We start from the raw sequence: 14,433 nt of genomic DNA, 5'->3' as shown, positions 1-14,433 counted from the left end.
CTCCCACAATGGGATGGAGCTCTCTCTGGGGTTTGCCGCAGGATCACCTGCGGCGATTACGAGTTACTGGGCAGCTTTGACAGCCGAGGCCAGTTGGGCGCTGGCCTTGGCCGGGTCAGCGTCCTTGTCGTTCATGAAGTTGGTGACCACGTCGAAGATCGCGCCCTGCACGGCCAGGGAGGTGGCCATGTTGTGCGCCATGCTCGGTTGCAGGCCGCCGGTCTTGTCGTCCGCGATGAAGTCCTTCGCCGACTTCTGGGCACACTCGTCGAAGCCGAGCTTGTCCATTTCGTTCAGCATGTCGTTACGCACAGGGATCGATCCCTTGTTCATGCTGAAGACTTTCTGGAAGTCGGTACCCAACGCCACTTTGGCCAGGTCTTGCTGGGCAGCGATGTCGCCTTTGCGATCGGCCTTGAGCTTGAACACCGCCATCGAATCGATGTTGTAGGTGAAGGCTTTTTCGGTGCCCGGGAACGCTACGCACTGGTAGTCCTTGCCGGCGATTTTCTTCGCGGCGGTCCACTCGCTTTTCGCCCAGTCGCCCATCATCTGCATGCCGGCCTTGCCATTGATGACGTCGGCGGCGGCGATGTTCCAGTCACGACCGGCGCGGTTCGGGTCCATGTAGCCGGTGATTTTTTTCAGCTCGGCGAACGACTTGGTCATCTCCGGGCCGGACAGGGTTTTCTGGTCCAGGTCGACCAGGGCTTTCTTGTAACCGTCGGCGCCCATGACCGAGAGCACCACGTCTTCGAACACGGTGCTGTCCTGCCAAGGCTGACCGCCGTGGGCAAGCGCGATGAAGCCGGCGGCCTTGAGCTTGTCGCCGGCGGCATAGAATTCTTCGAGGGTCGTCGGGGCTTTTTCGATCCCGGCTTTCTTGAACACTTCAGGGTTGATCCACAGCCAGTTGACGCGGTGGATGTTCACCGGCACGGCGACATAGTCACCTTCGTACTTCACGGTGTCGGAGACTTTCTTCGACAGCAGGCCATCCCAGTTTTCCGCCTTGGAAACGTCTTTCAACGCGTCGGTGCTGAGCAGGCCAGTGCTGCCCCACTCCTGGATGTCCGGGCCTTTGATCTGGGCAACGCCCGGCGGGTTGCCGGCTACGGCGCGACTCTTGAGTACGGTCATGGCCGTGGAACCGCCACCGCCGGCGACTGCGCCGTCCTTCCAGGTGAAGCCGTCTTTTTCGACTTGAGCCTTCAGGACATCGACCGCTGCTTTTTCACCACCGGAAGTCCACCAGTGAACGACTTCAACGGAACCTTTGGATTCGGCGGCCAGGACACTGAGGGGGAGCGCAGACAGGGAAGCGAGAGAAATGACAGTAGCGAGGCGAGAAATCGCATTCATCTAGGAGCACCTTTCTTGTTGTTATGCATGCAAGTCTGTTGCTTGCGCTGCATAAGATTCTAAACAGGGGATATCCCCTCGCAGGTAACGAAGGGATGCGCGAATGTCACCGCATGGTTACATAGAACCGCTCTGGGACGGCTGCGCCAGCGCCGTGGCCATGCTCGGCGCCAGCGCCAGGCGCGGAATCAGCACGGCTTGCCAGGCGTGGTAAAGATCAGGCTTGCCGGGCCAGATATCGGCACTCGGGCGGTTTTGCGGGTCGAGTTCGTGATGCCAGCTGCCGTCTTCGCGGTCGATGAAATGACTGTCACAGAATTCCCAGAACAGTCGGTACCAGTGTTCGTATTGCTCTTCACCGGTGCGTTTGAGCAGCGCACTGGCGGCTGCACTGGCTTCACAATGGGTCCAGTGCAGGCGATGGCGGACCACCGCTTTGTTGTCCCAGTCCAGGGTGTAGACAATGCCCGGCGCGCCATCGACATCCCAGCCATGGAGGCAATTGTGCTCGAACAGTTTTTGCGCGTCGGTGACCAGCCAGCCCGGCGTGAGCATCCCGGCCTTCACCCGCGAAGCTTCGAGGTGCAGCAACAGCCGCGCCCACTCAAAACCATGGCCCGGGGTGGTGCCGTAGGGGCGGAAGCCGTCGGCCGGATTGTCGCGGTTGTAGTCCCGCAGTGGCTGCCAGGCGCGGTCGAAATGCTCGATCACCAGGTAATCGTTGGCGGCGGCGTGGCCATGAATTACGCGCTCGACAATCCGATGGGCACGGCTGAGCCAACGGTTGTCATCGGTGACATCGGCCAGGGCGAGGAAGGCCTCGGTGGCGTGCATGTTGCTGTTGGCGCCCCGGTACGCCTCCTCTTCGCTCCAGTCGCGATTGAAAGACTCGCGCATCGCGCCTTCTTCTTCGCTCCAGAAATAAGTGTCGATGATATCGATGGCATCATCGAGCAACGCTTGCGCACCGGGGCGCTGCGCGACTACCGCTGAACTGGCGGCCAGCGCGACGAAGGCATGCAGATAGGCGTTCTTGCCGGTATTGCCGTCGCGATGTTCGGCAGTCGCGAACCAGCCGCCGTGCAGCGCATCCCGCAGTGGCCCGCGAAGTGCCGCGACACCGTGATCCACCAGCTCGGCAAAGCCCGGCAGCCCTTGGACATGGGCCATGGCGAAGCTGTGGGTCATGCGCGCGGTGTTCATGGTCTGGGCTTGCGCATCAGGCGGGAGGCGGCCTTTTTCATCGAGGTTGCCGAAGCCTTCAGGCAGTTTCGAAGCCTTGGCGAAGGTCAGCAGGCGCAAGCCTTCGGTGGCGAGCCATTGCTGATGGGCAGGTGCGTTCAGCCAACTGCTGAAGGCCGGTTGGAAGGTGTCCATGGCGTACCTTTTTTGTTGTTATGACTGTGGGGCAGCATAAACAACGGACGAAGGTCGGCTTGTAACGAAGGGGGTGGGTTATGTCACCAGCCCGTGACAATGGACACAGACATTGAGTGAAATACTTGTGGCGAGGGGGCTTGCCCCCGTCCGACTGCGCAGCAGTCGTAAAATCAGCGACCTGATTTTTACAGGCAGTCTGTGGGTGATGGTTTTGGGACCGCTTCGCGGTCCAACGGGGGCAAGCCCCCTCGCCACAGGGTGGTGTCAATCCACTGAGCGGGGCAACTGCAACGTTACCCGCAACCCGCCTTCACGCAAATTCTGCAAGCTGACCTCACCACCATGGCTATGGGCAATGTTGCGGGCAATCCCCAGCCCCAAGCCGTAACCCTGCTGCTGCCCGGCCAGGCGGAAGTGCGGTTCGAACACCTGCTCCAGGCGCTGCTCCGGCACGCCCGGCCCCTCGTCATCGACATGCAGGATGAACGCGCTTTCGTCGTCATCGATGTGCAGGTGCGCGTTCTGCCCGTACTTCAGCGCATTGTCGATCAGGTTGCCGATGCAGCGCTTGAGCGCCAGCGGTTTGCCCGGGTACGCCGCCAGCGCCCGCCCCTGCTGGGTCACGCGGCCGTTGCCGTTCGGCGCGAGATAGGGTTCCACCAGGCAGTCGAGCACATGGTTGAGGTCCACCGGCTCGATGTTCTCGTGGATGTCGGTGTCTTTCACGCATTGCAGCGCACCCTTGACCAGCAATTCGAGCTCGTCCAGATCGCGCCCGAACTTGGCTTGCAGTGTCTCGTCTTCGAGCAATTCAACCCGCAGGCGCAAGCGGGTGATCGGCGTGCGCAGGTCGTGGGAAATGGCGCTGAACAACTGGCTGCGTTCGGTCAGGTAACGGCTGATGCGCTCGCGCATGGTGTTGAAGGCACGCCCGACCTCGACCACTTCGCTGCCACCGCCCTCGGCCACCGGTTCCACGTCGGCCCCCAACGACAGGTCCCGCGCCGCCCGCGCCAGGCGCTTGAGCGGACGACTCTGCCAGTGCACCAGCAGGCCGATGAACAACAGCAAAAAGCTACTGGTCAGGACGATGAACCACACCTGCTGCGCCGGCAGGCCCTGCTCTTCAAGACTGGTGTAGGGCTCGGGCAACAGCGAGGCGATGTACAGCCATTCCCCCGGTGCCATCTGGATCTGCGTGACCAGCACTGGCGGGTTCACCGGCTCCAGGGTCAGCGCGTAGTGCGCCCAGGAACGTGGCAACTCATCGAGCTTCAGGCCGCCATTGAAGATGCGCAGGTCTTCCGGGCTGACGAAAGTCACCGAGATGTCCGTGTCTTGGCCGAGGGACTGGCGCAGCACTTCGTCCACCGCCTTGAGCACCGCCTCTTTGCGCGGGGTGATGGGCAGCACTTCCATGCCCAGGGGTTTGTCGTTGAGCGTCACCACGAACCGGGTGCCGCCCATGCTGCGCAATTGATCGAGCACCAGGGGCCGAAACGCCACCGGCAACGAACGGAAATAACTGACGCTGGCGGTCATTGAATGGGCCAGGCTGCGGGCACTGGTGACCAGGCCCTCGAGCTGCGTGGCGCGCAGTTGCGACACCCAGATCACACTCGACAATGCCTGGGCGAACAACACCGCCAGCAGGGTCAGCAGCAGCATCCGCCCGAGCAGCGAACGCGGCATCGGCACCTTGGCGGCGAGCTTGCGCAAAGCCTCAGTGACCATTGCTGGCAACCACGTTGGCCGCCAGTTGGTAGCCGCTGCCACGCACGGTGCGGATCAGCCGTGGCGGTTTTTCCGTGTCGCGCAGGCGCTGGCGCAACCGGCTGACCGCCATGTCGACGATGCGATCCAGGGGCATCAGTTCGCGGCCGCGGGTGGCGTTGCCGATGGTGTCGCGGTCGAGGATTTCCTGTGGATGATCGAGGAACAGTTTCAGCAGCGCGAAATCGGCGCCCGAAAGAATCACCTCTTCGCCGTCGATGTGAAACAGCCGATGGCTGACCATGTCCAGCCGCCAGTCATCGAAGGCCAGCACCTCACCGCCACTGCGCTCCTGACCGAACTGCGCGCGGCGCAGCAACGCCTTGATCCGTGCCTGCAACTCCCGTGGGCTGAAGGGCTTGCCGAGGTAATCGTCGGCGCCCAGTTCCAGGCCGATGACGCGATCGGCTTCGTCGGAACTGGCGGTGAGCATGATGATCGGCACCTGCGCCTGGCGCGGATGCTGGCGAATCCAGCGGCACAGGCTGAAGCCGTCTTCGTCGGGCAACATCACATCAAGGATCACCAGATCACTCGGCGCCTCGTTCAGCGCCTGGCGAAAGCCGGCACCGTCGGGCGTGGTACGTACCTGGAAACCGGCGCGGGTCAGGTAGGTATCCAGCAACTCGCGTATCTCTTGATCGTCATCGACCAACAAAATCGACTTGTTGACTGAGCTCACGGGCGGCGTCCTTGTTGTTTGAATTGGGCGGATTATGCCTTAAGCGCTGAAACTGCAAACACCACAGAAACAACTGTGGGAGCGGGCTTGCTCGCGAAAGCGGTGTGTCAGTCAACGAATGTGTTGAATATAAAACCGCATTCGCGAGCAAGCCCGCTCCCACATTTTGATCGTATTTCAAGCTGGGAGAGATTGCTCCAAGGCTACTCCGGCGCCAACCAACCCGGAATACGGCGCTGTCACCAGCCACACCGGAATCCCCTTGAAGTAGTCGCTCATGCAACCCTTGTCGGCGAAGCAGCGGGCGAAACCGCTTTCGAGGAAGAAATCGGCAAAGCGCGGAATCACCCCGCCCACGATGTACACGCCACCGCGTCCACCGGTGGTCAGCACGTTATTGCCGGCCACGCGACCGAGCCAGCAGCAGAACTGTTCAAGCACTTCCACGGCAATCGGGTCGCCCGCCAGCCCGGCAGCGGTGATGGCTTCCGGTGTGTCGAGCACAGGCGTGTGCCCGTCCACCGCACAGATCGCCCGATAGACACGGGGCAAGCCGCCACCGCTCAAGGCTGTTTCCGCACTGACATGGCCAATTTCGTTGAAGATGTGCTGCCAGAGCTGTGTTTCACGCGGGCTGCTCAATGGCAGATCGACGTGACCGCCCTCCCCCGGCAACGCGGCAAAACGGCCCGCGCCCAGATCGAGCAAGGTGCCGACGCCCAGGCCTGTGCCCGGGCCAATCACCACCGCCGGGCGCAACGGCTCCGGCGTGCCTTCGCAGACCACGCGGAATTCGCCGGGCTGCAGACGGGTCATGCCCAGGGCCATGGCCGAGAAGTCGTTGACCAACAACAGCTGATCCACCTGCAAGGTCTGGCAAAAGCCCTTGCGGCTCAGGCGCCAGTGATTGTTGGTGAACTTGAATTCGTCACCACTCACCGGGCCCGCCACCGACAGGCACACCGAACCGATCGAACCCGGCGCCAGCCCCAGACCATTGAGGTACAGGCTGATAGCTTCTTCCGGGCTGGGAAAATCTGCCGTTGCCAGCACCTGGACCGATTCCAACTGCTGGTTTTTCCACAACGCGAAACGTGCGTTGGTCCCACCGATGTCACCGACCAAAGCCAGTTTCAATTAAGCGTCTCCAGGGCAGAAGTAAAGGCGCTGGCGCCCTGCTCCGCCGAGCTGAAGGCCATGCGCATGAAACCGAACAGCTCGCGACCGGTGCCGATGTTGTTGCCCAACAGGCCCTTGGCCGGCGTGCGCGCTGCGAATTCTTCGGCGTCCACCTTAAGCTCCAGGGTGCCTTTGACGCCATCGACGCGGATGATATCGCCCTCTTGTACCCGCGCCAAAGCGCCGCCGACATAAGCTTCGGGGCTGACATGAATGGCCGCCGGAATTTTCCCCGACGCACCGGACATGCGCCCGTCGGTCACCAGCGCGACTTTGAAGCCGCGATCCTGCAACACGCCGAGGAACGGCGTCATCTTGTGCAGCTCTGGCATGCCGTTGGAGCGCGGGCCCTGGAAGCGCATCACCGCGACAAAATCCTTCTCCAGCAAACCGGCCTTGAACGCATCGGCCAGGTCCTGCTGATCCTGGAACACCATGGCCGGCGCTTCGACGATCTGGTTTTCCACGGCCACGGCCGAGACTTTCATCACACCGCGACCGAGGTTGCCTTCCATCACCCGCAGGCCGCCTTCGGCCGAGAATGCACGGGCGACCGGACGCAGGATGCTTTCGTCGAGGCTGTCGGTCACGCCTTCACGCCAGACCAGTTGGCCATTGTCGAGGAACGGCTCCTGGGTGTAGCGGCTCAGGCCGTGGCCCATTACGGTGTTGACGTTTTCGTGGAGCAGCCCGGCTTCCAGCAGTTCGCGGATCAGGAACGACATGCCGCCCGCAGCCTGGAAGTGGTTGATGTCGGCTTTGCCGTTCGGGTAGACGTGGCTCAGGGTCGGCACGACTTCGGAGAGGTCGGCCATGTCCTGCCAGGTCAATTGAATGCCCGCCGCCATGGCGATGGCCGGCATGTGCAGGGTGTGGTTGGTCGAACCGCCCGTGGCATGCAACGCGACAATCGAGTTGACCAGCGAACGCTCGTCGACGATTTCGCCGATCGGCATGAAGTCGCCGTTCTGCTTGGTCAGGCGCGTGACCTGGTGCGCGGCTTCGCGGGTCAAGGCATCGCGCAACGGCGTGTTCGGGTTGACGAAGGACGCGCCCGGCAGATGCAGGCCCATGACTTCCATCAGCAACTGGTTGGTGTTGGCGGTGCCGTAGAAGGTGCAGGTGCCAGGGCTGTGGTAGGACTTCATTTCCGATTCCAGCAGCTCTTCGCGAGTCGCCTTGCCTTCGGCGTACTTCTGGCGCACATCGGCTTTCTGCTTGTTGGAAATGCCCGACACCATCGGCCCGCCCGGCACGAAGATCATCGGCAGATGGCCGAAGCGCAGCGCACCCATCATCAGGCCCGGCACGATCTTGTCGCAGATGCCGAGCAGCAGCGCGCCGTCGAACATGTTGTGGGACAGCGCCACGGCAGTGGACAACGCGATCACTTCGCGGCTCGGCAGGCTCAGCTCCATGCCCGGCTCGCCCTGGGTCACGCCATCGCACATGGCCGGCGTGCCACCGGCGAACTGACCGACGGAGCCGATTTCGCGCAGGGCTTTCTTGATCAGTTCGGGGAAGACTTCGTACGGCTGGTGTGCCGAGAGCATGTCGTTATATGACGAAACTATCGCGATGTTCGCGGAGTTCATCATCCGCAGGCTGTGCTTGTCGTCGCTGCCGCAACCGGCCACGCCATGGGCGAAGTTGGCGCACTGCAGCTTGCCGCGCATCGGACCGTCGCTGGCCGCACCGCGGATCAATGCAAGGTAGGCCTCACGCGTGGCGCGGCTGCGGGCGATAAGCCGTTCAGTGACCTCAAGGACGCGGGGATGCATGTGTAGAACTCCAGGCTAACGGATGTGGCGACCTGATTGTCTATGCTGATCAAAGGCCGGTGTCGATGGGATGACAGACGGTTTATTTGACCATTCGGACCAGTTGATTCAGGTCACTCGTTGTAGATCGAACAAAATATTGCCATCAAAAAGGCTTGTTTTCTATTTTTTTACGAATAATCTTGTAATTCCAACAACAAAACGACGGTAGCGCCGCACTATGACTCTTCGAATCGCAATCAATGGTTTTGGCCGCATCGGCCGTAATGTCCTGCGCGCACTCTATACCCAGGGCTACCGTCAGGATCTGCAGATCGTCGCCATCAACGACCTGGGCGACAGCGCGATCAATGCTCATCTGCTCAAGTACGACACCGTTCACGGCACATTCGATGCCGATGTCCAGCACGACCAGGAGAGCCTGACGGTCAACGGCGACCGCATTTCGGTCAGTGCCATCCGCAACCCGGCCGACTTGCCTTGGGCCGCGGAAAAGATTGATGTGGTGTTCGAATGCACCGGTTTGTTCACCGACCGGGCCAAAGCCGCCGCGCATATTACGGCGGGCGCGCGCAAAGTCATTATCTCTGCACCGGCCAAAGGCGCCGACGCCACCGTGGTTTACGGGGTGAACCACGACATTCTGCGCCAATCGCACCAGATCATTTCCAACGCGTCGTGCACCACCAACTGCCTGGCCCCGGTGGCCCAGGTGCTGCACCGCGAGCTGGGCATCGAAAGCGGTCTGATGACTACCATTCACGCCTATACCAACGACCAACACCTGACCGACGTCTATCACGTCGATCCGTACCGCGCCCGTTCGGCCACCCAGAGCATGATCCCGAGCAAGACCGGTGCTGCTGAAGCGGTGGGCCTGGTGCTGCCGGAACTGGCGGGCAAATTGACCGGCATGTCGGTGCGCGTACCGGTCATCAATGTATCGCTGGTGGACCTGACGGTGCAGCTCAAGCGCGAAGCGTCGGCCCATGAGGTCAATGCGCTGATGAAAGAAGCCAGCCAGCACTCGAAGATCCTTGGGTACAACACCCTGCCGCTGGTCTCCAGCGACTTCAACCACAACCCGCTGTCGTCGATCTTCGACGCCAACCACACCAAATCCAGCGGCAAGCTGCTCAAGGTACTGGCGTGGTATGACAACGAATGGGGTTTCTCCAACCGCATGCTCGATAACTGCCTGGCGCTGTGTAACGCCGAGTAAGAAGCACGCCCCCGGTCTTGTAGGAGCGAGCTTGCTCGCGATGGTCGTGAACGATAACGCGGGGAACCTGATGCCCCGCGGTGTTCTAAAGTCCATCGCGAGCAATCGAGCGTCGACCGGCTGCTCCTACAGGGTACGTGTCATTTCTGGAGCCAGCATCGATGATCGGCATCAGCTTTACGCAAAAGACCATGGCGGCGCGCAAGCGTATCGCCCTGGTTGCCCATGACCACTGCAAGGTGTTCTTGCTGGACTGGGCCGAACGGCAAAAAGACAGGCTGGCCCAGCATGATCTGGTCGCCACCGGCACCACGGGGTTGTTGTTGCAACAACGCCTCGATCTGCCGGTGCAAAGCATGATCAGCGGGCCACTGGGCGGCGACCAGCAGCTCGGTGCGCAAATCGCCGAGCAGCGGGTCGACATGCTGGTGTTCTTCTGGGACCCGTTCGAGCCACAGCCCCACGACCCGGATATCAAGGCGTTGCTGCGGGTCGCGGCAGTGTGGAACATCCCGGTGGCGTGTAACGAATGCAGCGCCGACTACCTGCTCAGCAGCCCGCTGATGGATCAGGCGCACCTCCATCGGATTCCCGATTACGCCACCTATTTGCAAGGTCGCGCGTAAAGCGTCACAAATCAGTGCTTGACCACTCGAGTAGATGATAAGCATTATCATCTACTCGAAATGGATCAGGTTCTCCCGTGAGTCAGTCGCGCTTCAACCACGTTTTCCTCACCCAGCGCACCTCCCTGCTGCGCACGCTGGAGCGGATGGTCAACAATCACAGCACCGCTGAAGACCTCTTGCAGGAAACTTACCTGCGGGTGACCCGGGCATTGAGCGAACGGGCCATCGATCATCTTGAGCCCTTTGTCTTCCAGACGGCGCGCAACCTGGCGCTGGACCATTTGCGCGCGCGGCGCATCCATTCGCGCACCATGGTCGACGACGTGCCGCAGGAGGTGATGCACAGCATCGCCGCCGCCACCAGCAGCGCCGAAGACGCCGCCCACGCCGAACAATTGCTGGAGCGTTTGAACGTGAGCCTCAGTGAACTCAGCGCCCGCCAACAGCGGATTTTCATCCTCAGCCGCCTGCACGGGCACAGTTACCAGGAAATCGCCGAGGAGTTGAACGTGTCCCTCAGCACCGTGCAGAAAGAACTCAAACTGATCATGTCGATCTGCATCGGGGTTGCCGATCGCTTGAACGCCAACTGAGCGCCAAGGCCCTGCGCTTACCTGGACCGACTGCGCTGATCATCGGGCTTTGCTACCCTTGGCCCACTTTTACGCTTCACTAAAAAAAACAGCCGTGCACAGACACTGCCGAGGAAACACCGTGACGGACAACCACCGCTCCCCCGAGCCTTCATCGGCGCAGGACCCCGCAAGCGCGATGGACCAGGCCCTGGACTGGCTGATCGTGCTCGGCAGTCCCGACGAGGAGCAGAGCCGCCAATTCCAGGCATGGCTCGACGCCGATCCGTTGAATGCCCAGGCGTTCGCCAAGGCCCAGGCGATCTGGGACGGCCCGCAAGTGGCGCAATGCGCGGAAAGCCTGGCCGCCCGTCCGGCGAAAATCACTGTCCTCGCCCGTCTGCGCCCGCACTGGAAACCACTGGCCACCGCCGCCGTGCTGCTGCTCGGGCTGTTCAGTTTCAGCAGTTTGCCGATGCGCCTGCAGGCCGATCACCTGACTGTGGTCGGCGAACGCCAGCGCCTGCAACTGGAGGACGGTTCCCGGGTTCTGCTCAATACCAACTCGGCGTTCTCAAGCACCATCAACGACCAGCAACGTGTTGCCCGCCTGTATCAGGGCGAAGCGTTTTTCGAAGTGCAGGCCAATCGCGGCCAACCACTGGAAATCGACGCCGGCCCGGTCACGGCCAGCGTTCGCGATACCGCATTTGCCGTGCGTTACCTGGACGGCGTGGCGCAGGTGCAGGTACAGCGCGGCGATGTCGACTTGCGCGCCACTCGGGATGACGCGCGGGTACGCTTGTCCGCCGGGGAAAGCATTCGCATCGGCCCCAACGGCTTCGACCGCCCGGCCAAACTCGACGCCGCCACCGACCTGGCGTGGGTCCAGGGACGGCTGGTGTTCGAAAACTGCCCGTTGAACCAGGTGCTGGCAGAACTTCGCCGCTACTACCCGGGCTGGATCATCAACAACAACGAACAGTTGGCCGATGTCACCGTGACCGGCAACTACCGTCTCGATCAGCCACTGGACGTGGTTCGCTCCCTGGCCCACATCACCTCGGCCCGGCTCCAGGAATTCCCGGCGCTGGTCATCCTGAACTGAATGAGAATTATTTTTACTCGATAGCCAAACCCCGTACGTCTCGTTATAGCCAATGCAATTGATTCGCATCTCACCATGCCAATCAGCACCTATAAAGATTCGTGCGACACGGAGCGCTATCGATGTCCCCTCGCCTTACCCGCCAAGCCCCTACACCTTCCCGCGTGCTGTCGCTGCTGACCGCCGCCATCCTGATGGCCGGTACCGCACCGCTCATGGCCGCCACCGCCACCGAGCAGTCGAGCCGCAAAATGGGCGACTACTCGTTCGCCATTCCCCAGCAATCACTGGTGTCGGCACTCAATGCCTTTACCACCGTAACGGGCTGGCAGATCGGTGTGTCGTCGGAGCTGGCGCAAGGTGTGGCCTCGCCGGGCGTCCGTGGTTCGCTGTCGCCGGAGAAAGCCCTGGATCGCCTGTTGGTGGGGACCAACCTGGGCTATCGCAAACTGGGCAACAACAGCATCGTTCTGGAAAAGCGCAGTGGTAGCAGCGCCCTGAATCTCGATCAGGTGACCATCAGCGCCACCCGTAACGAACAGTCTGTGAATAGCGTGCCGAGCACGGTCTCTGTCTACACCCGCGAAGATCTGGACCGCAACAACGTCAATACCATCAAGGAGCTGGTGCGCTACGAACCTGGTGTTTCGGTAGGCGGCGCAGGCCAGCGGGCCGGTATCACCGGCTACAACATTCGCGGCATCGATGGCGACCGCGTGCTGACCCAGGTCGATGGCGTGCAGGTACCCGACGGCTTCTTCAATGGCCCCTATGCCCAGACCAACCGCAACTATGTCGACCCGGAAATCGTCAAGCGTGTGGAGATCCTCCGGGGCCCGGCCTCTGTTTTGTACGGCAGCAATGCCATTGGCGGCGCCGTCAGTTACTACACGCTGGACCCGGACGACATCATCAAACCGGGCAAGGATGTCGGTGCGCGCCTGAAAACCGGTTACAGCTCCGCCGACGACAGCTGGCTGACGTCCGGCACCGTCGCCGGCCGCACCGGCGAGCTCGATGGCCTGTTGCATCTCAGTCAACGCAACGGTCATGAAACAGAGTCCTATGGCGAAACCGGCGGCACTGGGCTGAACCGCACTGAAGCCAACCCCCAGGACGCGCGCACCACCAGCGTGCTGGCAAAACTGGGCTGGAATTACGCCGACGACGCGCGCCTGGGCCTGACCTATGAGCATTACAAGGACGACCGCGACACCAATCAATTGAGCGCAGTGGGCGGCCCGTTCAATGCCGGACGCGGTTTCGGCTACTACAAGTCCCGTACCGGTAACGACACGATCACCCGCGAACGCTTTGGCCTGGAACACAGCTTCGGTCTGGACAGCGCCCTGGCCGACAACATCAAGTGGACGCTGAACTACCAGATCGCCAAGACCGACCAGAGCACCGAGGAAATCTACGCGCCGCCGTCACGAACCGTGCTGCGTAACCGCGATACCACCTACAAGGACCGCCAATGGGTATTCGATGCCCAGGCTGACAAGTCGTTTGCCATCGCCGACACCGACCACCTCGTCACCTATGGCACCACCATCAAGCAGGACAAAATCACCGGCCTGCGTACCGGCACCGGCACCTGCCTGACCGTGGCCGGATCCTGCCGGGTCATTGGCGCCCCTAGTGCCACCGACACGCTGACACCCGCCAGTGACTTCCCGGACCCGACCGTCAACAGCTACAGCCTGTTCGCCCAGGATCTGATCAGCTGGGGCAACTGGACCTTTGCGCCAGGTGCTCGCTACGACTACACCGAGCTCAAGCCGAACATCACCGAAGAGTTCCTGGCCACCGCCGACCAGAGCGGTAACGGTACGGTGAGCGACGAGACCAAAACCTGGCATCGCCTGTCGCCGAATTTTGGCACCACCTACAGCTTCAACGACTATTACACCTGGTACGGCAAATACGCTGAAGGCTTCCGCACCCCGACCGCCAAGGCGTTGTACGGTCGTTTCGAAAACATCGCCGGCGGCTATCGGGTAGCGCCTAATCCTGACCTCGAACCGGAAAAAAGCAAAAGCTACGAGACGGGTTTGCGCGGCAACTTCGAGCAGGGCTCGTTTGACGTAGCGGTGTTCTACAACAAATACCGCGACTTCATTAACGAGAACGCCATCACTCCGGGCTACACCGAGACCACGTTCCAGAGCAACAACATCAAGCACGCCACCATCAAGGGTGCCGAGGTCAAGGGACGCCTGAACCTGGACGCCTTCGGCGCGCCGCAAGGCCTCTACACCCAGGGCTCGGTGGCCTATGCCTACGGTCGCAACGACGACAACGGCGAGCCGCTCAACAGCGTCAACCCGCTGACCGGCGTATTCGGCCTCGGCTACGACCAGGACACCTACGGCGGCTTGCTCAGTTGGACGCTGGTGAAAAAGAAAGACCGCGTCGACAGCACCAGCTTCAAAACGCCGGACGGCACCAGCACCCAGTTCAAGACGCCCGGCTTCGGCATTCTGGACCTGAGCGCGTTCTACAAGGTGACCGACGACGTGACCGTCAGCGGCGGCGTCTACAACCTCACCGACAAGAAGTACTGGCTGTGGGATGACGTGCGCGGCTACGACAGCGTCGGCGAAGCCTCGGTGACCCAACCGGCCAACCTCGACCGTCTGACCCAGCCGGGTCGCAACTTTGCGGTCAACCTGATCTGGGATATCTGATCCGCTCAGCTCGCCTGGCGGTTTTATCAAGCCGCCCGGTGAAGATTTTTTACTG

Annotated in this window: 11 protein-coding genes; 5 read left to right on the top strand and 6 right to left on the bottom strand. The window is 61.5% G+C overall.

Annotated elements, in window-relative coordinates:
- Positions 1-63: 63 nt before the first annotated feature.
- From KW840_RS01780 to edd, 6 genes are all read right to left on the bottom strand, one after another.
- Positions 64-1,362 (bottom strand): ABC transporter substrate-binding protein, encoded by a 1,299-nt coding sequence (locus KW840_RS01780; RefSeq protein WP_150813281.1) that lies wholly within the window; start codon positions 1,360-1,362, stop codon positions 64-66.
- Positions 1,363-1,479: 117 nt separating this feature from the next.
- Entirely contained in the window at positions 1,480-2,739 is a 1,260-nt protein-coding gene (locus KW840_RS01775; protein ID WP_218494304.1) for an AGE family epimerase/isomerase, read from the bottom strand.
- 267 nt (positions 2,740-3,006) lie between these two features.
- Positions 3,007-4,434: an ATP-binding protein gene (locus tag KW840_RS01770; protein ID WP_198530255.1), complete on the bottom strand. Its 1,428-nt coding sequence runs from the start codon at positions 4,432-4,434 to the stop codon at positions 3,007-3,009.
- 31 nt (positions 4,435-4,465) lie between these two features.
- The gene (locus KW840_RS01765; protein WP_008050538.1) at positions 4,466-5,197 is read right to left on the bottom strand and encodes a response regulator; all 732 of its coding nucleotides are present in this window, start codon (positions 5,195-5,197) and stop codon (positions 4,466-4,468) included.
- A 177-nt stretch (positions 5,198-5,374) separates the two neighbouring features.
- Positions 5,375-6,334 carry a glucokinase gene (locus KW840_RS01760; protein ID WP_154860414.1) on the bottom strand — a complete coding sequence of 320 codons (960 nt, stop codon included), beginning with the start codon at positions 6,332-6,334 and terminating at the stop codon, positions 5,375-5,377.
- Positions 6,331-8,157: a phosphogluconate dehydratase gene (edd, locus tag KW840_RS01755; protein ID WP_057713545.1), complete on the bottom strand. Its 1,827-nt coding sequence runs from the start codon at positions 8,155-8,157 to the stop codon at positions 6,331-6,333. The genes KW840_RS01760 and edd overlap by 4 nt, the downstream gene beginning before the upstream one ends.
- Before the next feature lie 220 nt (positions 8,158-8,377).
- On the opposite strand from edd, the gene gap reads away from it, so the two are divergent.
- The 5 genes from gap (at position 8,378) to KW840_RS01730 (ending at position 14,378) form a co-directional block, all read left to right on the top strand.
- A complete protein-coding gene (gap, locus tag KW840_RS01750; RefSeq protein WP_218494303.1) occupies positions 8,378-9,379 on the top strand; it encodes a type I glyceraldehyde-3-phosphate dehydrogenase in 1,002 nt (333 codons plus the stop codon).
- 161 nt (positions 9,380-9,540) lie between these two features.
- On the top strand, positions 9,541-10,005 hold the full coding sequence (locus KW840_RS01745; RefSeq protein ID WP_057713543.1) for a methylglyoxal synthase: 465 nt from the start codon (positions 9,541-9,543) through the stop codon (positions 10,003-10,005).
- Between the two features lie 77 nt (positions 10,006-10,082).
- Complete coding sequence (locus KW840_RS01740; protein ID WP_057713542.1) at positions 10,083-10,601, top strand: RNA polymerase sigma factor; 519 nt, start codon at positions 10,083-10,085, stop codon at positions 10,599-10,601.
- A 121-nt stretch (positions 10,602-10,722) separates the two neighbouring features.
- Positions 10,723-11,688: a FecR domain-containing protein gene (locus KW840_RS01735; protein ID WP_218494302.1), complete on the top strand. Its 966-nt coding sequence runs from the start codon at positions 10,723-10,725 to the stop codon at positions 11,686-11,688.
- Between the two features lie 122 nt (positions 11,689-11,810).
- Positions 11,811-14,378: a TonB-dependent receptor gene (locus KW840_RS01730; RefSeq protein WP_218494301.1), complete on the top strand. Its 2,568-nt coding sequence runs from the start codon at positions 11,811-11,813 to the stop codon at positions 14,376-14,378.
- The last annotated feature ends 55 nt before the right edge of the window (positions 14,379-14,433 follow it).

It is taken from the genome of Pseudomonas sp. PDM30 (assembly GCF_019218985.1).
In the GTDB taxonomy this organism is placed as follows: Bacteria; Pseudomonadota; Gammaproteobacteria; order Pseudomonadales; family Pseudomonadaceae; genus Aquipseudomonas; species Aquipseudomonas jessenii.
Note: the sequence above shows the minus strand (reverse complement) of the source record. Positions and strands in the feature narration are given on the sequence as shown.